General features: G+C 57.2%; 17 protein-coding genes. 8 read left to right on the top strand and 9 right to left on the bottom strand.

Annotation, left to right across the window (positions count from 1 at the left end; genetic code table 11):
• The first annotated feature begins 142 nt into the window (after positions 1–142).
• Together KR51_RS01360 and metH are read left to right on the top strand one after the other, a co-directional pair.
• Positions 143–1570: an IctB family putative bicarbonate transporter gene (locus KR51_RS01360; protein WP_022604055.1), complete on the top strand. Its 1428-nt coding sequence runs from the start codon at positions 143–145 to the stop codon at positions 1568–1570.
• 555 nt (positions 1571–2125) lie between these two features.
• Positions 2126–5746 carry a methionine synthase gene (gene metH, locus KR51_RS01355; protein WP_022604053.1) on the top strand — a complete coding sequence of 1207 codons (3621 nt, stop codon included), beginning with the start codon at positions 2126–2128 and terminating at the stop codon, positions 5744–5746.
• 204 nt (positions 5747–5950) lie between these two features.
• Here metH and metK read toward each other — a convergent pair whose 3' ends face one another.
• Both metK and KR51_RS01345 read right to left on the bottom strand, forming a co-directional pair.
• Positions 5951–7198 carry a methionine adenosyltransferase gene (gene metK / locus KR51_RS01350; RefSeq protein ID WP_022604052.1) on the bottom strand — a complete coding sequence of 416 codons (1248 nt, stop codon included), beginning with the start codon at positions 7196–7198 and terminating at the stop codon, positions 5951–5953.
• A gap of 191 nt (positions 7199–7389) precedes the next feature.
• Positions 7390–8136 (bottom strand): HAD family hydrolase, encoded by a 747-nt coding sequence (locus KR51_RS01345; protein WP_040654667.1) that lies wholly within the window; start codon positions 8134–8136, stop codon positions 7390–7392.
• 121 nt (positions 8137–8257) lie between these two features.
• On the opposite strand from KR51_RS01345, the gene KR51_RS01340 reads away from it, so the two are divergent.
• A complete protein-coding gene (locus tag KR51_RS01340; RefSeq protein WP_198016650.1) occupies positions 8258–9556 on the top strand; it encodes an S-layer homology domain-containing protein in 1299 nt (432 codons plus the stop codon).
• Between the two features lie 61 nt (positions 9557–9617).
• Here the strand turns inward: KR51_RS01340 and KR51_RS01335 are convergent, their stop codons facing one another.
• Entirely contained in the window at positions 9618–10163 is a 546-nt protein-coding gene (locus KR51_RS01335; RefSeq protein WP_408638076.1) for a transcriptional repressor, read from the bottom strand.
• Positions 10164–10341: 178 nt separating this feature from the next.
• On the opposite strand from KR51_RS01335, the gene KR51_RS19060 reads away from it, so the two are divergent.
• Complete coding sequence (locus KR51_RS19060; protein WP_022604044.1) at positions 10342–10509, top strand: hypothetical protein; 168 nt, start codon at positions 10342–10344, stop codon at positions 10507–10509.
• Here KR51_RS19060 and KR51_RS01330 read toward each other — a convergent pair.
• Both KR51_RS01330 and scpB read right to left on the bottom strand, forming a co-directional pair.
• Complete coding sequence (locus KR51_RS01330) at positions 10474–10818, bottom strand: DUF760 domain-containing protein (protein WP_022604042.1); 345 nt, start codon at positions 10816–10818, stop codon at positions 10474–10476. The genes KR51_RS19060 and KR51_RS01330 overlap by 36 nt on opposite strands.
• A gap of 146 nt (positions 10819–10964) precedes the next feature.
• Positions 10965–11543, bottom strand: a complete 579-nt coding sequence (gene scpB / locus KR51_RS01325; protein ID WP_022604041.1) for an SMC-Scp complex subunit ScpB — start codon at positions 11541–11543, stop codon at positions 10965–10967.
• Positions 11544–11936: 393 nt separating this feature from the next.
• Here scpB and bchM point away from each other — a divergent pair, with 393 nt between their 5' ends.
• Positions 11937–12656: a magnesium protoporphyrin IX methyltransferase gene (bchM, locus tag KR51_RS01320; RefSeq protein WP_022604039.1), complete on the top strand. Its 720-nt coding sequence runs from the start codon at positions 11937–11939 to the stop codon at positions 12654–12656.
• Between the two features lie 179 nt (positions 12657–12835).
• Here the strand turns inward: bchM and KR51_RS01315 are convergent, their stop codons facing one another.
• The 4 genes from KR51_RS01315 to KR51_RS01300 form a co-directional block, all read right to left on the bottom strand.
• The gene (locus KR51_RS01315; protein WP_022604037.1) at positions 12836–14173 is read right to left on the bottom strand and encodes a helix-hairpin-helix domain-containing protein; all 1338 of its coding nucleotides are present in this window, start codon (positions 14171–14173) and stop codon (positions 12836–12838) included.
• Positions 14174–14780: 607 nt separating this feature from the next.
• Entirely contained in the window at positions 14781–16274 is a 1494-nt protein-coding gene (locus KR51_RS01310; RefSeq protein WP_232214493.1) for a tetratricopeptide repeat protein, read from the bottom strand.
• 603 nt (positions 16275–16877) lie between these two features.
• Positions 16878–19577: a DNA gyrase/topoisomerase IV subunit A gene (locus tag KR51_RS18580; protein WP_022604033.1), complete on the bottom strand. Its 2700-nt coding sequence runs from the start codon at positions 19575–19577 to the stop codon at positions 16878–16880.
• Between the two features lie 370 nt (positions 19578–19947).
• Positions 19948–20832 carry a tetratricopeptide repeat protein gene (locus KR51_RS01300; protein ID WP_022604032.1) on the bottom strand — a complete coding sequence of 295 codons (885 nt, stop codon included), beginning with the start codon at positions 20830–20832 and terminating at the stop codon, positions 19948–19950.
• Between the two features lie 152 nt (positions 20833–20984).
• Between KR51_RS01300 and trpB the strand changes: the two genes are divergently transcribed.
• The 3 genes from trpB to KR51_RS01285 all read left to right on the top strand — a co-directional run bounded on the left by trpB (position 20985) and on the right by KR51_RS01285 (position 24789).
• Complete coding sequence (gene trpB / locus KR51_RS01295; protein WP_022604031.1) at positions 20985–22271, top strand: tryptophan synthase subunit beta; 1287 nt, start codon at positions 20985–20987, stop codon at positions 22269–22271.
• A 581-nt stretch (positions 22272–22852) separates the two neighbouring features.
• The gene (locus tag KR51_RS01290) at positions 22853–23488 is read left to right on the top strand and encodes a ribonuclease D (protein WP_022604030.1); all 636 of its coding nucleotides are present in this window, start codon (positions 22853–22855) and stop codon (positions 23486–23488) included.
• Positions 23489–23991: 503 nt separating this feature from the next.
• The gene (locus tag KR51_RS01285) at positions 23992–24789 is read left to right on the top strand and encodes an MBL fold metallo-hydrolase (protein WP_022604029.1); all 798 of its coding nucleotides are present in this window, start codon (positions 23992–23994) and stop codon (positions 24787–24789) included.
• The last annotated feature ends 21 nt before the right edge of the window (positions 24790–24810 follow it).

Genomic DNA, 24810 nt, shown 5'->3' with positions numbered 1-24810 from the left:
TAGCAAGCGCTAGCCGTTGGGCTGCCGTTTTAATACGTTCGCGTTGGACGAGCGGTCGGTGGCTTAGCAAGATTTGGGACTGGCAACTCCCATGGCTGCCGCACGTCGCTGCAGGTGATACGCACGAGGAGCGCATCCGTTCATGACTGCACCTGTTGGCTGCTCCAAAAACTCGTTTGCCACCGCCAACGCTGCGAATTCTTTCCTGCAGCGCTGGCGCAGTGGGAGTTGGGCTTATCAGCTCGTGGGATTGTTCCATCCCTGGCGGCAGAGCAGCTGGCTGTTGCGCTGGGCGGAACCGCTCGGCACGCTCCTGGTTTGTGCAACGTTCGCGATCGCGCCGTTTGTAGCAACGGGGCTCATTGGGCTGTTGCTACTGGCAACTGCAGGGTTTTGGCTGCTGCTGACGCTGACCGATCGCGACGGACTTGGAGCAACCCCCGTCCACCTTGGGGTGCTGCTTTTTTGGTGCGTGGTAACCATAGCAACGGCGTTTTCACCCGTCCGCGATGCCGCAGTGTCTGGATGGCTGAAGCTCTCGCTGTACTTAGTGTGGTTTGCATTTTGCACGCGAGTTCTGCGCGCCGCGCGCGCTCGCAACGCGGCGATCGCCGTCTTTTTGCTGGTCGCCTTGGTTGTCAGCATCTATGGCGTGCGGCAGCAGTTATTTGGCGTGGAACAGCTCGCCACCTGGAACGATCCGGAGTCGGCGCTAGCGGGCGATACGCGCGCATACAGCTATCTGGGCAACCCGAACTTGCTAGCCGGGTACTTAATTGCAGCCGTCACGCTGAGTTTGTCGGCATTTCTAGTCTGGCAGACCCGATCGCAGAAGCTGCTGGCGCTGACGATGTTTGGTGTCAACGGTGCGTGTTTGGTCTTTACCGACAGTCGCGGTGGCTGGATCGGGATGTTGGCAGCGCTGCTGGCGTTTTTGTTGATGTTGCGCTTTTGGTGGGACGAGTACCTCAGTCCGTTCTGGCGGCGATCGCTGCTGCCACTATCTGGACTATTGGGGATTGGCTTGGTGGGAGCAGCCTTGGGGACATCGGAAAGCCTGCGCTTGCGAGCGACGAGTATCTTTGCCGGCCGCGAGGACAGCAGCAACAACTTCCGGTTGACCGTTTGGACAGCGGTGTTGGATATGATCCGCGATCGGCCGCTGCTCGGTATCGGCCCGGGCAACGACGCATTCAACCGCGTGTATCCGCTCTATCAACGCCCCAATTACGATGCCTTGAGTGCCTATTCGATCTACCTCGAAATTGCCGTTGAAGCGGGATTTGCAGGATTTACGGCATTCGTGGCACTCATCGGCGCGATTGCTTGGCGAGCGCGGTATCAGTTCCTGCAGTTGCGGGAGCGGGGCGATCGCGAGGGCATATGGATTGTCGGTGCCAGCGCTGCGATGGTTGGCATGCTTGCCCACGGGCTCGTCGATACTGTCTTGTACCGACCGCAGATCGCGACAATTTGGTGGTTTCTGGTCGCACTGGTAGCCAGCTACTACGGCAATCGCGATCCTGCCTCAGCTTCAGAGCGCAAAGATCCGGAAATGCCATTGGCGTGAGCGTGCGGTTGCTCCCCCTCGTTAGCGTTACACATACAACTCCAGCAACCCTTGCAACAATGCATGCGACTGAGTCGAAACTTGCAACCACTTGTGTGGTGCCACACATCATGCAACTGTCATGAGTTGGCAATTAGTCGTGGCTTTATGATGTCGTCACCGACCACAAACAAGGGAAATCGAGTTCAAGCGCGAAGTCACCGGACACGATCGAGGATCGATCCATCGCAACGCAATGTAATCCAGCAACCGTGAGGCATCCCCAACAACCGCGAGGCATCCCCAACAAAAGTTGCCCCCGACGGTTGAAACCCTGCTGAATGCGCCCAAAGAGCCTGGACCGAACCGCAGAGCGCATTGTAACCTAAGCAACACATAGCAGATTGTCACCAATGCAGCACCTGACGCATCCCGTTCGGGAGGTATTGGTTCTGACACGGGAATTGCAACTCTTCTTTAAACTAAGTAACAGTAGGTAACGACTGTGGATAGGCAAAACGCCCCGCGATCGCTTGCGATTGCCCGCTCCACGAGCTCTAACTCCCGGATCGTCCTATGAACAGCACCTTTCTCAAGCGCATTCACTCCCCCGAGCGTCCCGTGCTCGTTTTTGACGGCGGGATGGGAACGTCGCTGCAGACCCAGAACCTGACGGCAGAGGACTTCGGGGGCGCGCAATACGAAGGCTGTAACGAATATCTGGTCTTCTCCAAGCCCGAAGCCGTCGAACAGGTTCACCGCGAGTTTCTCTCTGCTGGTGCTGACGTCATCGAAACCGACACCTTCGGTAGTGCTTCGATCGTGCTGGCGGAATACGATCTTGCGGACAAAGCCTACGAATTGAGCAAAGCCGCTGCCGAACTGGCCAAGCGCGTCACCGTCGAGTTCTCCACTTCGGAGCGGCCGCGCTTCGTTGCCGGTTCCATGGGACCGACTACAAAGTTGCCCACCCTCGGACACATCGACTTCGACAGCATGAAGGCGTCGTTCTTCGAGCAAGCCGAAGGTCTCTACGACGGCGGGGCCGATTTCCTACTGGTGGAAACCTGCCAGGACGTGCTGCAGATCAAGGCAGCCCTGAATGCAATTGAGGACGTTTTTGCTAAGAAAGGCGATCGCCTGCCGCTGATGGTGTCGATCACGATGGAAGTGATGGGCACGATGCTCGTCGGCACCGAGATTAGTGCGGCCCTAGCAATCCTGGAGCGCTACCCGATTGACATCTTGGGACTGAACTGCGCTACCGGTCCCGAGCAGATGAAGCAGCACATCCGCTACCTGTCGGAGCACTCGCCCTTCCTCATCTCCTGTATCCCGAATGCGGGTCTGCCTGAGAACGTTGGTGGCAAAGCGCACTACCGCCTGACGCCGATGGAGTTGCGGATGGAGCTGATGCACTTTGTCGAGGATCTCGGCGTACGGCTGATTGGCGGTTGCTGCGGCACGCGTCCGGACCACATCGCACAGCTCGCTGAAGTCGCTCGCGTCCTCACGCCGAAGGAGCGCCAGCCCCATTTCCAACCGGCCGCCGCGTCGATTTACAGCACCGAAACCTACAACCAAGAGAACTCGTTCTTGATCGTCGGCGAGCGACTGAACGCCAGCGGGTCCAAAAAAATGCGGGGACTGCTGAACCGAGAAGACTGGGATGGGTTGGTGTCGATTGCTAAATCTCAGGTGCGTGAAGGCGCGCAGATCCTCGATGTCAACGTAGATTACGTGGGGCGCAATGGCGAGCGCGACATGTACGAGCTGGCGTCGCGCTTGGTGAATAATGTCACCCTGCCGCTGATGCTTGACTCCACCGAGTGGGAAAAGATGGAAGCCGGCTTGAAGGTTGCCGGCGGCAAGTGCATCCTGAATTCCACCAACTACGAGGACGGCGAGGAGCGTTTCTTAAAAGTCCTAGAACTCGCCAAGTGCTATGGAGCGGGCGTGGTCATTGGGACCATTGACGAAGAGGGCATGGCGCGCATCGCCGAGAAGAAATTCGCGATCGCTCAGCGGGCCTTCCGCCAAGCTGTGGAATTCGGCATTCCCGCCCACGAACTGTTCTTCGATACACTGGCGCTACCGATCTCGACCGGTATCGAAGATGACCGCGCTAACGCCCGCGAAACCATCGTCGCCACCCAACGCATCCGCAAGGAACTGCCCGGCTGTCACGTTATCCTCGGCGTCTCGAATATTTCTTTCGGGTTGAACTCCGCCGCTCGCGTGGTCCTGAACTCGATGTTCCTGCACGAGTGCATGGCTGTGGGGATGGATGCGGCGATCGTCAGTGCGAGCAAGATTCTGCCGCTGGCAAAAATCGAGCCGGAGCACCGAGAGGTGTGCCGCGACTTAATTTACGACCGCCGCCGTTTTGAAAACGACATCTGCGTATACGACCCGCTGACGAAGTTGACTGAAATCTTCGCAGGGCAGAAAGCGTCGAGTATGGCGACCGACCTCAGTACCCTCTCCCTCGAAGACAAACTTCGGCAGCACATTATTGACGGCGAACGCATCGGCCTCGATGACGTCCTAGACAAAGCCCTACAGCAATATTCGCCGCTCGAGATCATCAACATCTACCTACTCGACGGCATGAAGACCGTAGGCGAACTGTTCGGGTCCGGTCAGATGCAGTTGCCGTTCGTGTTGCAGTCGGCCGAGACGATGAAGTCAGCCGTCGCCCACCTCGAACCCCACATGGAGAAAGACGAAGCAAGTGACAATGCTAAGGGCGTCTTTGTCATCGCGACGGTCAAGGGCGATGTCCACGACATCGGCAAAAACCTCGTCGACATCATCCTCTCCAACAACGGCTATCGCGTGATCAATCTCGGCATAAAACAGCCGGTCGAGACCATTATCGAAGCCTATCGCGAGCACAATCCCGACTGCATTGCCATGAGCGGCTTGCTCGTGAAATCCACGGCATTCATGAAAGATAACCTGGAAGTCTTTAACCGCGAAGGCATTACAGTCCCGGTCATCCTCGGCGGCGCGGCACTAACGCCGAAATTCGTCAATGAAGACTGCCAGAACACTTACAACGGTCGGGTCGTGTACGGCAAGGATGCCTTCGCCGACCTCAATTTCATGGACAAACTCATGCCCGCCAAGTCCACCAACCAGTGGGACGACCTGAAAGGCTTTTTGGCGGATGCCGCTGCAGATGAAGCTGAGGCGATCGCGACGGCTGGGAACGGCAACGGTCGCGCTGCACAAGAGGCAACTGTTGCCGCTGGCAATGGTAGTAACAGTCAAACCGCATCCCCTACGCAGCAAAGCGATTGCCCAGAGACCCCCGAAGTCAAAGACAAGAACCGCTCCGAGGCAATTGCGGTCGAGACAGAGCGGCCGACGCCGCCGTTCTGGGGCACACAGCTCGTGACCGCAGACGAGATTCCCTTCGACGAGCTGCTTTGGTACCTAGATTTGCAAGCATTGGTTGCCGGACAGTGGCAGTTCCGCAAACCGAAGGATCGATCGCGCGAAGAATACGACGCGTTTCTTCAGGAGAAAGTCTATCCGATTCTGGAGGACTTGCAACAGCGTGTTAAAGCCGAAGCACTCCTTGAACCGCGGCTTGTCTACGGCTATTTCCCCTGCCACTCTGAGGGCAATAGTGTGCATTTGTACGATCCGGAAGCCGTTCAGGCCGCCGGTTGCATCCCCGATGACCTAGAGCCGCTTGCCACCTTCGAGTTCCCGCGTCAGCGATCGCTCAAGCGCTACTGCATTGCTGATTACTACGCCCCAAAGGGCTCTGGCATCGTCGATGTGTTCCCGATGCAGGCTGTAACGGTCGGTGAAATTGCCACCGAATACGCTCAAAAGTTATTCGCGGACGACAGATACACCGACTACCTCTACTTCCACGGCTTGGCGGTTCAAGTAGCCGAAGCTCTGGCGGAATGGGGACATGCTCGCGTTCGCCGCGAACTCGGTTTCGGAGCTGAGGATCCGGACAGCATTCGCGACGTACTCGCACAGCGCTATCGCGGCTCGCGCTTCAGCTTTGGTTACCCAGCTTGCCCGAACATTCAAGATCAGTACGCGCTGTTAGAGCTGCTCGGCGCCGATCGCTTGAAGATGTATATGGATGAGAGCGAGCAGCTCTATCCGGAGCAGTCCACGACGGCGATCGTGGCATACCATCCGACCGCTCGCTACTTCAGTGCATAGAGGCAACCGACTTCATTGCGAGACAAACAGGCATCGAGTTTGTCTCGTGCCGGTTTGTCCCATTTTTTGTGTTTGTCCGTGCCGATCGTCCGGCGGCAGCAATCCGCGCGGTTGAACGACCGAGATGCGATCGCCTGCGACTTGAAAATGCCGAGACCGCACCGAATTCGGTGCGGTCTCAACTGGCACTGACCAGATGGATGCTTAAGCGTTAACCGCGAGCGATTCCTTGAGGAGCGCGGCCTTGTCCGTACGCTCCCAAGGCAGATCCAGGTCTGGGCGACCGAAGTGACCGTATGCTGCCGTGTCTTGGAAGAAGCGACCGCCTCGCTCACCGGGCAACCCGCGCAGGTTGAAGGCTTGGATGATACCTGCCGGACGCAGCTCGAAGTGGTCGCGCACGAGCTCCAACAAGCGCTCTTCATCCACCTTGCCGGTCCCGAAGGTTTCCACAAGGATGCTGACCGGGCGCGCCACGCCTATCGCGTAGCTCAGCTGTACCTCGCACTTGTCGGCCAAGCCGGCCGCGACGATGTTCTTCGCCGCATAGCGCGCTGCGTAAGCCGCACTGCGATCGACTTTCGTTGGGTCCTTGCCCGAGAAGGCACCGCCGCCGTGACGGGAATAGCCGCCGTAGGTATCGACGATGATCTTGCGTCCGGTCAGACCCGAATCGCCCTGAGGGCCGCCGACGACAAACTTACCCGTTGGATTGACTAGGTACCTGGTGGTGTCGCCGGGTTTAATAGCGAGGTCGCTAAACACCGGCTCGATGACTGTCGGCCAGAGATCCCTTTTGATCTGGGCATGAACGGCAGCTTCGTCGGTGGTGCCACCGACTTCAGCATCGTGCTGGGTGGAGATCAAAATCGTGTCGATGCCGACGGGCTTGCCGTCTTCATAAACCACCGTCACTTGGCTCTTGCCATCCGGGCGCAGATAGCCCAGCTCTCCGGACTTGCGAACGAGCGCGAGGCGGCGCGTGATGCGGTGGGCGAGGCTGATCGGCAGCGGCATCAGCTCGGGGGTTTCGTTGCAAGCAAAGCCGAACATCAATCCCTGGTCGCCTGCACCGATGCGATCGAGCTCGTCGTCGCTTTTGCTTAATCGAGATTCGCGCGCTGCAGAGACACCTTGGGAGATGTCGGGCGACTGCTCGTCGATTGCGATCATGACCGAGCAGCTGTCGGCGGAGAAACCATTATCGGCATCGGTGTAGCCGATCTCGGCAATCTTCTCGCGCACGAGGTTGGCATAGTGGATCGCTGCTTGCGACGTGATCTCCCCGGTTACGAGCACTAAACCCGTGTTGACGACGACCTCAGCCGCAACGCGGCTGCTGGGATCTCCGGCAAGGAGGGCGTCGAGGATCGTGTCGGAAATCTGGTCGCAGATCTTGTCGGGATGGCCTTCCGTAACCGATTCAGAACTGAAAAGATATCGACGAGACAAAGTTCGCAGCCCTCCGGAACTTTAAGTAATTGGCGCGATCGCCTGCGGTCCGATCGCAGGTCGGCATTATCATAGGTGGTGGAAATTGCCAATAGCACGATCGCAGCGCTTTTCAGGATGCATCATAACAGCATTCTGCTGCTGCCACCGGGACAACGGGTGGGTGCAGCCTTTAACGGCGGACAAGTGTCTTACTCGGTATGGGCTACGATCGCGTCGAGACGAGCTAAGACAATGTCGGCAGCAGCCAAGCATTCGGCAGTGCTGCCGTCCCAAGCAATTCCCACGGCACCCGCGGCCGCGGCCCGGCGGGCCATCTCTATATCGACAGCCGAGTCGCCCACCATCAGCGTCATCGCTGGCGAAACGTTCAGTGTGCGACAAACCTTTAATAATAACTGCGGATCGGGCTTACTATTCTGACCGCTTTCGACCCCCGCCAACACCCGAAAGTACGCACCGAGTTCGTGGCGCTCGACACAGGCAGCCACGCCCGTTGGGGAATCGGCAGAAAGAATGGCGAGTTGGACGCCAGCGGCATGTAAGGTTTCTAGCGTTGCGCGCACGCCTGGAAACAGCGGCGATACATCAACGGTGCGCGGTAGGGTGCGATCGGCTTCTACAAAAGCCATCTCCGCGATCGCCAGCGCCTCGGACCAGCTCCGCCCAGTTTCGGCGATGTAAGCGGCAGCGGCAATTTTGCATTCGCTGCGGCTGCCCACTGCCATCATGCCAGTGGGGTCGATGCGCTCGTCTTGGATGCCGCAAGCCATAAGCAGTGGGTCGCCCGTACCCGGAATTTGCGCGTCGATAAATCGCGCCCGCCGTCGGGCCAGCTCTCGTAGGAACGATAGAGAGTCTTCCAGTGTGCCGTCTTTGTCGAAAACGATCGCCTCGATATTGGCAAACGCGCGATCTCCGCACCGAATTGCAACCACAAGTGTTCTCTCGAGTGACAGGATGACGATACCAGACATAGCACAGCCACCCTTCAACAACCGCTGCGACTGCGCTAGCTTAAAGGCGTTAGGTCCCTGCGTTTAAGGGGGTTTGCGGAAGTTGAGTCGGTTTCAAATTCGCGGGCTGGTGCGCTGCGCGATCGCGATCGGGGCACTCGGATGGTTGAGTGCCTGCAGCAGTGATGCTGCCTGGCAAGAGCGTCTGGCTCCCGATCCGGGTTTGAATAATGGGCCCGAGGTGACGGAGACGTTCGCACCGGAGTTCGGAGATGCCGATGCCGCCAATGCTACCCGACCGGAAGCGTTACCGGAAGCCATCCCGGTGTATCCAGAGGTACGACTGCTAGACGATGATACAGCCGACAATCGCGGTCGCGTACTGTGGGAGTCGGACAGCGGGCTCACGCCGATCGCCAGCTTCTACAAGCGCGTCCTAAACGAGGACGGTTGGATCCTGGACCCGATAGAGATCGCGTCCGAGCCCGCCATCGACCCGACGAAACTGAGCGCTCGACGCGGCAATCTCAATGCCAGGATCGAGTTGACGCAAGCCAACCTCACGGAGCCGACAACGATCGCCTTGACCTACGAGAGGCAGACGCGCGTTACGCCGCCGGACTATACGCCACCCGATGCGGGCGGAGCTGCCACCCCCCCCGCAGAAACGCATGCAAACGGCAATACTGCGCGCAACGATGCACCAGAATCCGAATCGTTCGAGCCTGCAGTGGCGCCCGGACCGAAAACATTCGTCGACATTTCAGCAGCACCCGAAGCACTCCAACCATATCTGCGCGACGTAGCGGCTCTTGGCGTGCTGGATGCGGCAACAGGAGATCGTTTCGTGCCGAACGAGCCCGTTTCCCGCGGGGACTTCGCCCGCTGGCTCGTGGCTGCAAACAACCTAATGCGCGAGCGTCCAGGCGATCGTCTGCGTGCTATTGCGGTAACTGAGGACCCGGTATTTGCAGACGTACCGCCTTCGGCTCCAGAGTTTCCTGCCGTACAGGGACTGGCTGAAGCAGGACTGATTCCTTCGCAGTTGAGCGGCGATCTTACCGTAAAGAGCTTTCGCCCCGAGGCACCCCTTACGCGAGAAACGCTGCTGTTGTGGAAGGTGCCACTGGACCTGCGCCAGGGACTTCCGACAGCAACCGTGGAGACAGTCCGGGCTGCCTGGGGATTTCAGGATATAGAACAAGTCGACCCAATTGCACTATCAGCCGTTCTCGCCGACTACAATAACGGCGATCGCGCCAATATCCGGCGAGTGTATGGCTTCACGCGCCTGCTACAACCGCAAAAGCCAGTAACGCGTGCCGAGGCCGCCGCGGCACTATGGTTCTTCGGCACCCGCGGTGACGGAAACTCGGCAGCCGCGGTCGTGCGGGAAGACTAGCGATAAGACTGCAGAAAACCCAGTAGGCTGGAAACGATTTCTGGTTCGACCATTTGCGAGATTACTCGATTGCAGACTGGCGTTCCCCATCCGCCTCGGTCGCGTCCATTTGGGACTCATGCGCCACGGTTGCTGCTGCTAGTGCCGCAATGCGATCGCCGTCATGACCTTCGGAAAGGGCGCGCGCGCACATCCAGTTGCTCGGCAATGCCGACGGCCAGCCCAAACGGATGGCTTCTGGGCAGATAGTCATTACAGTCAGCTGGCAGTCAATAAGCTGCAACCCTTCTTTCTCTGCTTGCTTGAGCGACTGTTTGAGGACCGAGTCGTTCTTAAATTCGAGCGTGCGATTGCACTGAATGCACACGAGATGGTGGTGGTGGTGTGGATGCGGGCGATTGAGTTCGTAGTGTTTGTGACCCTCGGCGAGTTCGAGTTCGCGCAGGATACCCATGCGCGTCATCAACTTTAAACTGCGGTAAATCGTAGACAAGCTAACGGTTTCGCCGCGTTGTTGTAAAAAGTCGCACAGCTCTTCGGCGCTGAGATGGTCGCCGCGGGGTAGCTTTTGAAATGCGTGCAAAATCGTCTGGCGTTGGGGCGTCATGCGCCAGCCGCGCGCATTCAACTCCGCCTTCAGGGAGTCTGTAGTGTGAGCAGTCACGGACGCCCTCCCTCAATAAGCTTTGGTTTGTTGACAATCATAGGAGTTTCGCGCACCCTGTTGCAACAACCTTTGCCTATTGAAAATAGGGTGCATTAGGGCGAGGCGAGTTCTGAGGAACATGCAAACGCACTACTCGCCGGCGGGGCGAACGGCGCGCGTGGGAGTGCTTGTCGGTAATGCACGCCAGCCACTGGCGGTGCTCGATCGCCCGAACTCGGTGCGACTGACCTCAATCGAGGAGGGAGTGGAGCTAAAAATTCAGACCGCCGTGCAAGTTAATGTCTAATTCCATGCGCTGTTCCATCTGGCGCAGGAAATAACCTGTCATCATCGCTGATGCCAGCAGCGTCGAGAGATTTTCGCGATCGGTCGTTACCTGCACGTGAAAGGCTTCATTGGGTAGCATTCCCAATAGCCCTTGCACGTTTTGGGAAACGATTTGCTTGACTTCGGGGGTTACCGCTCGCGCCACCTGGGCGAGGATTTCGGGGTTTTGCTCTTGAAGGTACTGCAGCAGCAGATTGTCGCCCGCTTCTGTCTCTGCCTGGGATTGCTCCTGGGCATTGGCGTTGAAGAATTCTGGGTCGAATACCATTAGCAACTGTTGAAGATGTTCTCTCTACTTTAGATCGTCATTCGGATCCTGACGTTCCAGATGGCGATTTCCCGGGTGCGAAGGGTGCGATCGCGAACCAATTGTGTACGGTGCGGATGTCAGTAACCGCTCGATCTCGGTCTAGTTTAGTCTGCGCGATCGCCGGTTTCAACGGAAGAATGTTCGGCAGGCAAGGGTGCCGCCCGTCCAATTACCTGGGTGCGTTCGTCGATTTCAAAATAGTGGTGGAACTTGTCGGAGACTTCCAGCCAAAAGGAACGCCCGTCGCTCTGGCGGCGTTTGCGCACGAAGCCGAGCTGGACGAGTTCCTGAACGTGTTGGTAAGCACCGCTACCGCGCAGGTCGATCAACTCGGTCTGCAGTAAGGGAGACTTCAGCGCGATCGCGGCTAGGGTTCGCAGCGCCCCAACTCCCAATTCCGACGGGACCAGATCTTGCAACAAGGCTTGAAACACAGCGCGCAGCTGCAAGCCATAGCCGGCAGGTGTCTCGACGACTTCTAGGGCACTGTCGCGGTGGGTGTAGTCGGTTGCGAGTTCGAGCAGCGCTTCAGCGGCAGCCTCGCGATCGCAGGCAGCCCGTTCGGCAATCTCGGCTAGCGGCAGCGGCTGTCCTACGAGATAGAGAACGGCTTCAATGCGAGCGGCCAAGCGTGGGGGTTGCGTCTTGAGGGGCTGACTCGAAGTACGCGAGGGGTTGCTCATGCAGCTAGTATACGCATTGTCACTAATTGCTCGATCCTGCCGCGTTCTTCCTTGAGGAGTTGCGCCCAAGCCTACCTAAAGTGCCAATCGGTTGCTTTAGCCGAGCGATGCCCCACCCAGTTGCGCGCACGCGACCCTCGGAGTCCAGCATGACGAGATAGGCGGATGGGCTGTAACGACCCACGCCCACAACTCGGTTCAAAAGTTTACGCGGGCAGCGTCGCAGCAGGACACGCATTACTGCACTGGTGCTGGCATCGAGCACTCAATCGATTGCACTGGCGACCGGCCAGCGCTAAGCTTAATGATCGCAAGCGCTTTGCAACAGTTATTCGCAAGAGTTCATTAACGTTCATTGACAAACCGCAGCGTGCCGGCACGCGCCTCAACTACATGACGGGTACGAATACCACCGACCGCGGCACTGACGATAAGACCATCGTCAGAGATTACTTCAACTCAACGGGATTCGAGCGCTGGCGACGCATCTATGGCACGACCGCCGAGGTTAATAAGGTACAGCGCGATATCCGCGTCGGACACCAACAGACTATCGACACTGTATTGGCATGGCTGCAGGCAGATGGGGTAACGACCGGTCAAACGATCTGCGATGTTGGCTGCGGGGTCGGCAGCTTAAGCATTCCCCTCGCTAAATCCGGCGCGCGCGTCTTCGCCAGCGACATCTCCGAGAAAATGGTCGGTGAAGCGCAGGCGCGGGCGCAACAAGAACTCAGCAACAACAGTTCGGTAACGTTTTCCGTGCAGGACATGGACGCGATCGCCGGTAGCTATCACACGGTTATTTGTCTGGACGTGCTCATCCACTACCCACTCGCCGATGCCGTTCAAACGATTTCGCGTTTGGCAGCCTCGAGCGAGGAACGCTTAATCCTGAGCTTTGCACCCAAGACGCCGCTGTTGACCCTGCTGAAGAAAATCGGCGAGTTCTTCCCAGGGCCGAGCAAAACCACGCGCGCCTACCAACATACCGAGCGCGACATTGTTGCCGCGCTACAGGCAGAAGGGTTTGCCATCCGCCGCCAAGCCATGACGAGCACGCGCTTCTACTTCTCCCGCGTGCTTGAAGCCGTCCGCGAACGCAATGCCTAGTGCCCTGTCGACCCAGGAACAAACTTTAGAGCCAGCGAGCTTGAATCTGGTTCGCGACGAGTTCTGTAAGGAGCGCAACTTGAAAACTTGGGATCCTTGAAAACTTTGGATGGCCGCAGTCCGAACTGCTCCCTGCGGAGGGCTCGCCTTCTAGAACGATTGGGTTGTGGGGGCGCAAGCTAGCTGTCCGAAGCGATCGGGGTGACCCGCGTGCGGAAGCCGACCGCGGCGAGTTCGCGCGCGGCGCTGCGATAGTCTCGCACCCAGAAATCGCTGCCGAAGCGGACGAGCTGGTGTGATTCCCCGTCCTGCACCAGCCCGACCACTGGAATCCGCAGGCGATCGCGTTCGCCAGTTGCTCCTTTCAATACATGCTGTAACTGTTGCTGGCGCACGCGATCTAGGGCTTCGTCCGCCGTCAGCTCTACGACGAGCGTGCGACCGCGCTCGATCGGCTCGGCGTCGCTGACGATCAACTGAACCCGATCGTCGCGGAACTCTCCCTTGCCCCAGACGATCAAACGAGCTTCTTCCGCCAGCATCGACCCGATCCGTGCGAAGGTTTCCGGGAACACTACGCCTTCAATTTGTGCCGACACGTCTTCTAGACGCACGAAGGCCATGCGATCGCCTTTTTTAGTAGTGATTTTCTTGACTTCCACGAGAATGGCAACCGCGCAAACGTACTTGCGGCGGTGCGCTCCAAGGTCCGCTAGTTCGATTGGCGCGAACACGGCCGCGGCCTGGCGCGTGGACTCAAGTGGATGGTCGGATATGTAGAACCCCAGTAAGTCCTTCTCTTGCTTGAGTTTTTCTGTCGACGAGAAATCCTCTACGGGGTCTGCTGCCGGTGCCTGTTCGAAGCCGCTGGCGTCTTCCGTCGTCGCTGAAGAGTCGCCGAGCAAGTCTAAGAGATTGGTTTGGCCGCTTGCTTTTTCCCGCGCGCGCTGATGCGCCCACGCGATCGAGGGTTGGAGGTCGTTGACGAGCTGTCGGCGGTTGGACTGCAGGCGATCGAACGCCCCACAGTAAATCAGCGACTCCAGCGCTCGCCGGTTGACAACGCCGAGGTCGACCCGCGTGCATAGATTGGCAAGCGACTCGAACCGCCCGGTATCCCGTGCCGCCAAGATGGCTTCAATCGCGCCCACACCCACGTGCCGTACGGCAGATAAGCCGAAAAGAATTTTGTCACCCACGGGGGTGAAATCGACGTTCGACCGGTTGATATCTGGAGGTTCGACATCAATGTGCATCTTGCGACAGGTGTCGATATATTTTTCGACCTTGTCGCTACTGCTGCTGCTTGCTGTCAGCAGCGCTGCCATATATTCGACCGGATAATTTGCTTTCAAATAAGCAGTTTGATAGGTAACGTAGGCGTATGCTGTCGAATGCGATTTGTTGAAGCAGTTCGACGCGATCGCACCGTTTGCTAAAAGGAAATTATGGTCGCGAGCGACGCCGATATCATAGACATGCTGCACACCAAGAGATTTGCGACTAACGATCTTCATATCGCTGATAACAATTAATAAACAACCAAGAATTGTAAAAACTTCAATCGGATGCCGTCTGATTCTCAGCTGGGTCTCACAAGCGCTTGCCCGAACGTTTTGCAGGTGCCCCGCACAGTATGGCTGAGCAACAATCGCAGCTTTGGCGGAGGCTAAAACAACATTAGCCAGGTACAGGACGTTGCGTAAATTCTATACACCGATCGTATTCAAACGCGCAATAACTTTTGTATCAAACCTGGAAGGCATTCTCCATGGCCAGGCATCTCAATATTGGAAACTAAGATGTTTTTGGGCTTCGGTTGCGATAGTGTTCTGGCGGGGTTTGATATCATGCCGAGTCCTAGTGGTTGCCGAATGCAACTTATGGAGATGGCAGTTAAGGAGTGCGCTCGGAAACCTCAACGACCGTGTATCGCCGCTTTCATCCTAGAAATAGACCTGACGCTCCCTGTCGACCCCATAGGTTAGCAGTGACTGCGATCGCGCACAGTTGATATGGCATCTCTTGAGATGCTCGCTGCTGACGACCATTTGACATGGCAGTACGAGCAAAACGCTAACCCTTGTTAGGAACTCTCCAGATATGCCAGGTTAAAGTCATAATTTAGGCAAAACGGCGCATCCGGCGTTCGATTTGCTCGACAGAATTATCCGGGAGCGGATCCACTGGCAAGCTACCGTCAATCGACTCGACGTTGCCGATGACCTCTACGATCGCCCTGGCAGCATCCAGCTCTCGAGCATCAAGGGCAGTTTCGAGTTGGCCGCGTACGGATTCCGCTAGGGAGCGTTCGCCGCTGGCAAAGACGCAGGTAACATACCGACCGTGCAGTGCGAACCACACCTGCCAGTGACGGGAGATCGGGTGCAGGATCGTCCCGAACCTGAATTTATGAGAATTGAATTCGAGTTGGAGTTGGAACATTCGATCGGCGGCATTGCCAAAGTCGGGGTGCAATTGCAAAATACGGCGTAGATCGGCAATTGCGGCTTCACAGTCGTTGAGCTTGTTGTAGGCAATGCTGCGGTTGTAGAGTGCCTCGACGTTATCTGGCACAATCGCTAGCGCATGATCGAAATCGGCGATCGCACCGCGTTGATTACCTATACGAATTGACTCAATGCCCCGATACAAATAAGCTTTAGCTGCGACGGACTTGAAGTCGTCGGGTGTAGGAACGGGCTCCCAAGAAGCTTCCAAGCTCTTGTGCGCGCGTTCGCGGCTTTCGAAGGCGTGGTAGAGGTCGGGATTGAGTTCGAGGGACCGATTGTAGTCGGCGATAGCGCCCTCGAAGTCGCCCAACTCGTGATATGCCAAACCGCGCTGTAAATAAGCGCACTCCGACTCTGGATCGAGCCATATTGCGCGTTCGTAATCGGCAACTGCCTCAATCCAGTTGCCTGTTTGCATATGCGTGATGCCACGATGGAGATAAACTTTCGCACAGTCCGGGTTTAGTGCTATGGAGTGGTTGAAATCGGCAATAGCCTCTGTCGCCCTCCCGCGTGCCGCTCGCGCCAAACCTCGGCGATACACTATTGCGGAACTATCGGGTGCGACAACTAGAGCACAACCAAAACTGTCGATTGCCGCATCGTAATTGCCGCATTCGTAATAGACATTGCCACAGTGAACGTAAGCAGCCGCAAAGTCGGGGTCGTACCGCACTGCGCGATTGAAATCGGCGACAGCTGCTTCAGAGTCACCCCATTTTTCGTGAGCTAGTCCGCGATCGTTATGAAGTTTGGCAAGTGCTACTCGGTCTTGAAGCGCCTGTTGGCGCTCGCTCAATGGCGAGCAGAAGTCTCCGACAATACCCTCGATTGTATCGATGGTTGAACCAACAGTATCGAAACCTGTTCCGCCATAAAACTGAGAGTAAAGGTGGAGAGCATAATTAAAATCGGCAATCGCGAATTGAAAATTTCCGAGAGCAAAATATATTAGCCCGCGCTGGTAGAGTGCCTCGGGATAGTCCGAGCAGATTGTAACTGCTTCGCGAAGGCTCTCCAAAGCTTGTGGGTAGTTTTGACATTCTGCATACGCCAGACCTAGAAAGTAATTCACGCGGGCACGATCCGGGCACGCGCGAGCCATGAGCTCTGGACTCGAAGAGACCACAGGTGCGCCTGAAACCAACGCGCGCTCGGCATATGCAGACTTGTACTCATGCAAACTAAGTTGAACCATATCAAATAGCAACAGTCGTAAGATCAAAATAGTCAGGCATTATATTTCGGTAGCGATTGTAACGATCGTTTATGACTAATACGACTCCGAACGGCATGCCTAACCATCTCGAATGCTGGACAATCCCGACTCAGGCAAATGCGCTAAATTAGGGACCAGATCGCACACTTCAAGACCGAACCGACCGTACAATAGATGTTTCTTTTTGGAAGTGACTCAAACTCACTTCCATTACGATGTCAAGATCTACCCGCCTGCAAATCGTTCATTTGTACTGGTGGAATTTAGAAGTTTTTTAAGAGGCGATTGACGTTGCACTATCCTAGCCTATCCTTCTAGCTTCGGACACAAATTTTCCTAGCTTGCGTCTTGCCCGAACAATAGTGCGCCTGTACTTGTCCTGGAGTTTCTTGGGGTTTTTCTGTGGGGCTTGCCGGTTGTTGCAATTGTTTCGATGGATCCGATTTAGATGCTCTATTGGATGGTGTAAATTTCAACCCTGGTTTGGAATTAGCTCGCTCCCATTGAGAGGTTTCTATGGCTTCCATCGGTAACTGAATAATCTTCGGGATCTATCCCAGTTAGTTGCACGGGGGTCACGCTCAATATCGCCTCGTCTGCTTCTAAAGCATCTAGGCGATCGCCTGTGCCGTCGCGGTCCCATGCCGCCAACGCACTGCATTGCAAAGTTAGAATGCGGTCGGCGTTAGTTTGGATGGCTACCTCTTGTGCTGTCGCCGCTGCAGTTGCGGCTGCGAGACGATCTTGGCGGTCGGCAAAGGTCAGCGCGCGGGCGCCAAAACTATTTTTGTTCATCAACGGCAGCTCGCTTAGCGGCAGGCGCTTGGCATACCCCTGCTGCGTGAACAACAACAGGTCGTCTGTTGGCAACAGGGCCGTGCAACCGACAAAGGTCTCGCCATGTCGCTCCGACAAACGCGCGATCGTGATGCCTTGTGCCGTTCGACTCATCACCGGTACGTTCTCGCCGTCAATCGGCAAGCGCAACATTCGTCCGCTGCTCGTGGCGATTGCGAGTTCGTCGCTTGCGCGTGCCCGACACGCGAACCCCAAGCGATCGCCATCCTTAAGGTCCATAACCTTGAGTCCACGCCCGCCTAGAGATCTTAGTTCCCTCAACGGCAGGCGTTTGAGCTTGCCGCGTTCGGTGAGCAGTAGCAGATCCATACGCACGTCTGACTCCTCGGGCAAGGAGAAAAACGCCACGATCGCGCTCGTTGCCGATCCATGGAGCGCTGCTACCAAGGGCTGCGATTCACTCTCAACGTGAGGGACGGCATCGAGGTTGGTTAAGTGGGCTTTGCCACTATCGGAAATGGCAACCAACGGGCCAGCAGCGAGGGGCTGTCGGAAAATAACAAGGTCGCCAGCTGCACTCGAAACCGTGGAATCCCGTCCAGGAGCGATATGCTGTTCGCCATCATTGCGCCACCAGATGCATCCATCCTGGGATATTTCGACAATGGCGTCTAGGTCGCGCTCAGGTGGGAGCGGAGCAGACGTGATGGCTTCAAGGGAACCGGTCTCGAGTTGAGCAACCTCAGGTGGCCCGCTGTCCGGCCGAGAGAGCGAGGGAGTAGTCTTGACTGATGTCGCTGCCGGTTTTCGTTTTGCCTTAGTGACGGTTTTTTCGAGCGCAGGAGGTCCGCCCGCTTCGTCCGGAACATTTGTGCTGGGTCCGGCACCTCCGCGGTGCGGCAGCCGCGTCCGACGCGCGTTGTTGAATTGACGCTTGAGCGCGCGCAGGTCCTTTTTCATCGCTTTGAGCAACTCGCGGCGATTGCCAAGTAAGTCCTGGTAACGTGCGATCTGCTCGCGCAGCTCGGTGGCCTCGGCGGCCAGCTTTTGGCGCTCGAGTCCGGTAAGGCGACGCATGGGCATCGCCAAAATTGCATCGGCTTGCACGTCTGTGATGCCGAGCTGCTCTTGCATTTGAGTTTTAGCCGTCGTGCCGTCAGCGGCGTAGCGCAGGATTTCAATCGTGGCATCGAGCTGCTCCAGAGCCAAGAGCAGTCCTTCCGAGAGGTGCAACCGCCGCTGAGCTGCCTCCAAGTCGTGGGCGATCTGGCGTGTCAGCGTCTGCTCGCGGAACTCCAAGAATGCCAGCAACAATTCTCGTAACGATAATTGGCAGGGACGATTGTCCACCAGGGCCAAGAAAATCGCACCGTAATTCGATTGCAGGGCCGTCCGCGCGTACAGTTGAGTGAGGATACTTTCCGGGTCGGCATCGCGCTTGAGTTCGATGACGACACGCATGCCGTTGCGATCGCTTTCGTCGCGGAGATCGGCGATGCCTTCCAAGCGACCGCTGTTGACCGAGTCGGCAACGCGCTCGATCCAACTGGCTTTGTTCGTTTGATACGGCAGCTCCGTCACGACGATCGCCGTCCGTTGCTGCCGGCGACCGCGCAACCGCAAGCGCTCGATGCTGGTGATGCCGCGGACTTTGATCGTGCCGCGTCCCGTGCGATAGGCTTCGTGCACGCCGTCGATCTCGATGATTTCACCGCCGGTGGGAAAGTCCGGTCCCGGAATCAGTTCGAACAGCTTTGCGTCCGACAGCGTCGGACGGTCGATCAGGGCGATTGCTCCGTCAACAAGTTCGCCGAGATTGTGGGGCGGTACATTCGTTGCCATCCCTACCGCAATTCCAGCACAGCCGTTAAGCAGCAAAAATGGTAGCTGAGCAGGCAACACCACGGGTTCTTGCTGGGAATTGTCGAAGTTGCCGATAAAATCGACCGTGGTTTCGCCAATGTTGTCGAGCATGGCGGTCTGGGCGATCGCAGCAAGGCGGGTCTCGGTATAGCGCATCGCCGCCGGCGGGTCGTTGTCCAGCGAGCCGAAGTTGCCGTGTCCGGAGAGCAGCGGATAGCGCGACGAAAACTCTTGCACCATCCGCACCAATGCGTCGTATACCGCTTGTTCGCCGTGGGGATGGTATTTACCCAACACGTCCCCGACTACGCGCGCGCATTTACGGAACGGGCGATCGGGCGTCAAGCCCAGCTCGTACATCGCGTAAAGGATGCGGCGGTGCACGGGTTTCAGTCCGTCGCGTGCGTCCGGTAGTGCCCGTCCGACAATTACGCTCATGGCGTATTCCAGATACGACCGCTCCATCTCTTCACGGAGCGCCGTTGGCACTACCTGACCGCCACCTAAAAGATCGAGCTGTTCTGCCATGACCAACCGTACGAATACGACGAGCAGCATTAAGGCTGCTTGTATCCGAGCAGCGTTCGCAACTCCGAACGCGCTCGCTAAACAGTTTACCGGCCGGTTCCCATCGGCCAAAAAGCGTTCAGCAACTGAGTCTCCCCCGATGGACAAATGCTCCGTCGAGTTCCTTTCCCCAGACGACTGCCGCGGGTCGAGCAGTTATGGGAGGGGACAATGCCCTCAGCCTAGCGCCCTCAACAAGTTGGTCGACGCGCGAAACAGTAATGTTGCCCGCGCTCGGCCGGCGCACAGCCCTCCTCCAACGTTCAGTTGTGGGAGCGCGGTGCGGCTGGGAACGTACGATGATTGCTTGAATGTGACCTGCGGTAGCTACCTATTCATCCGGTGATGCTGTTGGCGGTGCCACTTGCAACCGTGTCAGCACGGCGCGAATTGGCGGGCTAAAAAAAAACGCGCGCGTATCGTCCAACAGACGCTCGCCCCAGAGGTTCTCGGCAAGAAACTCCAGGTCGCCGTAGCGCGAGTCTAGCTCCAGCGCAGTCTCGCCCATGGCGATACCTTCCTCAAGGCGGCCCTGGGCAAAGTGCGCCACGGCGATCGCGAGTAGCGGCTCGGCCGAGCCATCGTCGATCGCCACTGCGGCCTCCCACCGATCGATCGCGGCCTCAGTATCGCCTTGTTCGTAGTGCACCAAGCCAATATTATTAATTGCCGGCCAGAACGCTTCGTCCAAATCGACCGCATTTTCAAAGGACTCGATGGCAGCACCGTAGTCGCCGAGCTTGAGATACGCGTTACCAAGATCGAACAGGGCTTCAACCGAATCGGGCTCCAATCTTAAACCGGTCTGAATCTCCTCAACTGCGGTGCGGTAATCCCCAGCTATGAAGTGCGCCCGCCCGAGCGTGAACGAGACTCCTGCCTCCTCAGGCGCGAGTGCGCGCGCTCGCTGCAATGCCGCGATCGCTGCTTCGGGATTTTCACGTTGGGCCTGCAGCGTCCCGAGAATAAACCAGGTCTGAAACGCGTCTGGCGCGAGCTGCGTGGCCAGTTCTGCTCGCGGTAAAGCCAAATCCACCTGCTGGAGACGCAGCAACTGTACGGCATCGCGGGCAAGCGCGAGTCCCTGGGTCTCCAAATACTCGAAGTCTAGCTCGAGCGCGTAAGGCAACAACGCCTGAGCTCGAGCTGGAACCGCTGCCGCACTCCACAATCCGGCACACGCTAATACCGACAGCAACCAACAACGCTTGGGCACAATAGACCGCCTCGACCTCATTCACACGCCAACCGCGACCGTCATTTCGGGAAGCTTGAAATACCGACCCGAACCAGACCCCCTTGAGAGGCTCGCCTGGAGAATCGCGGACAAATCCATAATAATGGGGTTTGTCGAGAGCAATTCGGATCGTGACGGCAACTCCCTTTCCCCCTTCAACAACCCCCGCACGGGTTGCGCCACGCGTAACGCCACAGCCCGATGCCCTCGGGCGCTTCGGCAGCTATGGCGGCAAGTACGTACCCGAAACCCTGATGCCTGCCCTCAGCGAACTGGAAGCAGCTTACCACCACCATAGTGGCGATCCGAGCTTCCAGCAACAGCTCCAGCATCTGCTGCGAGACTACGTCGGTCGACCCAGCCCGCTCTACTTTGCCGAACGCCTCAGCGCCCGCTACGCTCGCGCCGACGGCAGCGGCCCGCAGATTTATCTGAAGCGCGAAGATCTCAATCATACGGGCGCGCACAAAATCAATAACGCGATCGCGCAAGTATTGCTCGCCCAGCGCATGGGCAAGCAGCGAATTATCGCCGAGACCGGAGCGGGACAGCACGGGGTGGCTACTGCAACTGCCTGCGCGCGTTTCGGCCTGGAGTGTGTCATTTACATGGGCAAGCAGGATATGGAGCGCCAGTCGCTCAACGTATTCCGAATGAACCTGCTCGGCGCAGCCGTCCGACCCGTCACCGCCGGGACAGGAACGCTCAAAGACGCCACCTCTGAAGCCATCCGCGATTGGGTAACCAACGTCGAGACCACTCACTACATTCTTGGTTCCGTTGCAGGACCCCATCCCTATCCGCAGATAGTCCGCGATTTCCATGCCGTTATCGGACGGGAAACCCGTCAGCAGTGTGCGGCGCTGTGGGGCGGACTGCCGGACATTCTCCTTGCCTGTGTTGGTGGCGGTTCGAATGCCATGGGCTTATTTGCCGAGTTCGTCGGCGAACCAACCGTACGCCTGATCGGGGTTGAAGCTGGCGGCGAAGGCGTCCAATCCAATAAACATGCGGCAACGTTAACCCGCGGCAAGCCTGGCGTGCTGCATGGCGCCATGAGTTACCTGCTGCAAGATGACGACGGCCAACCCATCGAAGCCCATTCGATCAGCGCCGGTCTCGATTATCCCGGCGTCGGTCCCGAACACAGTTACCTTAAAGACAGCAACCGCGCGGAGTATTACAGCGTCACCGATGCCGAGGCGATCGCAGCCTTCGAGCGGGTATCGCAATTAGAAGGCATCATCCCAGCCCTCGAAACCGCCCATGCGTTTGCCTATCTGGAAACCCTTTGCCCGCATTTAAACGGCAGCCCGCGCCTGGTTGTCAACTGCTCGGGTCGCGGGGACAAGGACGTGCAAACCGTCGCGAAGTATCGGCGAGAACGCGATGGTGTGGAGGATGCGCCGCAGCTCTAGGCTCTTCGCGATCGCCGAGTTACTGCTTGGCACGGCTGCAGCCTGACGTCGCGCCTCCATAGCGCCGATAATCTAAAGCCCCTCCATCGAGGCTGCCCTCACCGGCACTACTGCCGAACCTAGCTGGTGATGACATTCAACGAGCCATACTCGCGCGCTTCAACCACTAACGCTATACACGGCGATTTCAAGAACAGCGGCTTCAAGAGTTGCAGTTCTAGTCAGTCCCGCCTCCTCGAAATTGCCTAAGCTGGCAGGCGCGCGATGGACTCGAGGACGGTCCCTTTTTCCATGGCGGCCTCGACCGGCGAGCTAACCAGAACTTCAGGGCCATCCCACCCAAACGGTTGCCGAGACCTAAGCAGTGCTTCAAGGGCAAACAAACCCAACAGCTGTTGCAGCAGGAAGCTAGATCGACAGTCCGAGTCACCCCGACAATCTCAGCGGCGACTTCGACCTGAGAGATATCGGCATAAAGCTTGCCGAGACCGGGAAATACTGCTCGCGCAATTGCTCGCGCCCCGGCCTTGAGGGCGGTGTTAGAGTATCGTCGGGAAAATTTCGCAGCACCACCGCGCGCCATGTTCGATTCAAGCCTGTTCCAAGTCTGCGATCGCGACTTGTCTGAAGAGACGCTCCAGCAATACCTCTGCGGCGACGCGATCGCAGTCGACACCGAAACAATGGGGCTCGTTCCCCGCCGCGATCGTTTGTGTTTGGTGCAGTTGTGCGATGCGGCTGGCTCCGTCACCGTCATCCGTATCGCGCGCGGTCAGACGTCAGCGCCGAACCTAGTCCACTTGCTGACCGCCCCCGAAGTCGAAAAGGTCTTCCACTTCGCGCGTTTCGATGTCGCGCAGTTGCAGCAGACCTTTGGAGCAAGTATCGGGCCGATTTACTGTACAAAAGTAGCCAGTAAGCTTGCACGTACCTACACCTCCAGCCACGGTCTGAAGACTCTGGTGCAAGAACTTGAATCCGTCGAACTCGACAAGAGCTCTCAAAGCTCTGACTGGGGCGACGCCGCCAATCTATCTGACGAACAGCTCAGCTATGCTGCCAATGACGTGCGTTACCTACTGAGCTTGCGGCAGAAACTGACGCAGATGCTGCAGCGGGAAGGCCGTTGGGAGCTCGCGCAACGCTGCTTTCAATGCATTTCAGTACATTCTGAACTTGACTTATTGCAGTACCGCGATCTTTTCGACCACCATTAATTAGGGTTTGCTGAAAATGTCCACAAAACGAATTTAGGAGGCAGAGAGCTTATGGAATCTGGCTTTTACTATCTAGCCCCAGCTTTTTGCCTCGGATTCTCGGCCCAATTGCAAGGGTTTTGAGGCTCTGGTGCCTATAACCTTGCACTTTTCTGGCATAGGAAACGCTGAGATCCCTTCATTACAGGGGTTCCAGCCTTTTTCAGCAAGCCCTAATTATCTCGTGCAATAAATACTCGAATTTCGGGGTGTGAAGCTGTAGCTGGGTGCACCGGAGAGCGCTTTTATCTCAAAGGGGATGTTTTAGAATCTCGAAGATTTGGAGCTCGAAGTGAGGTTTAATCCCAGAGAGCGTGGTTCCCAATGGTGTTAGGTTTACCCCACCGTCGGTCATGTCGATGCAATCGGTCGGGTCAGTGGGAAGTGAGCTAGACTTGGGGCAATCCAAGCGTTTTAACCGCGCAGCGCCTGCTCACAGTCCCCTGCGCGACACTAATTTCAGGATGCAGCTTACGTTTCTCGGTTCTGGCTCGGCATTCACGGTCGGTGCAGATAATTTTCAATCGAACATGCTCCTAACAACCGCGGGTGGTAGGCGGTTGTTAATCGATTGCGGCTCGGATATTCGCTTCTCGCTTTACTCTGTTGGGCTGTCTTATTTCGATATCACTGATATTTACATCAGCCATCTCCACTCCGATCACGTTGGCGGTCTAGAGTACATTGGCTTTACTCGCAAGTACGATCCGCGCTGCGAATGTCCCCATTTGTATCTCAGCAAAGAGTTGACTAGCGAGCTTTGGGAACGAACCCTCTCGGGTGGCATGCGATCGCTGGAAGGTGACATCGCTACACTCGATAGTTTTTTCGCAGTACATCCAGTGGAACGCGGCGGCGGCTTTGCTTGGGAAGGCGTTGAATTCCAACTCGTGCGAGTGGTCCACGTCAATAATGGCTTTTTTTTGATGCCCAGCTACGGGCTATTTTTCGAGATCGACGGGACGAAGATTTTCCTGACAACGGACGCGCAAAATCAGTACGGGCGCTACCAGGAGTATTACCGGCGCGCGGATACGATCTTCCAGGATGCAGAAACGGCAATGCGGCCGACGGGTATCCACGCGCATTACAACGACCTGCGCCATTTACCTGCCGACCTCAAGCGCAAGATGTGGCTGTATCACTATCAACCAGGTCCGCTGCCGGACGCGCGCGCCGATGGATTTCGAGGTTTTGTCAAGCGGGGGCAAGTGTTTGACTTTTCCCTCGCCACGATATCGGCCCATAAACCTGTCCGCTAGATGCAGGTGCTGAGGGCAGTC

The organism is Rubidibacter lacunae KORDI 51-2 (assembly GCF_000473895.1).
In the GTDB taxonomy this organism is placed as follows: domain Bacteria; phylum Cyanobacteriota; class Cyanobacteriia; order Cyanobacteriales; family Rubidibacteraceae; genus Rubidibacter; species Rubidibacter lacunae.
This window is presented reverse-complemented; position numbering and strand designations above follow the sequence as displayed.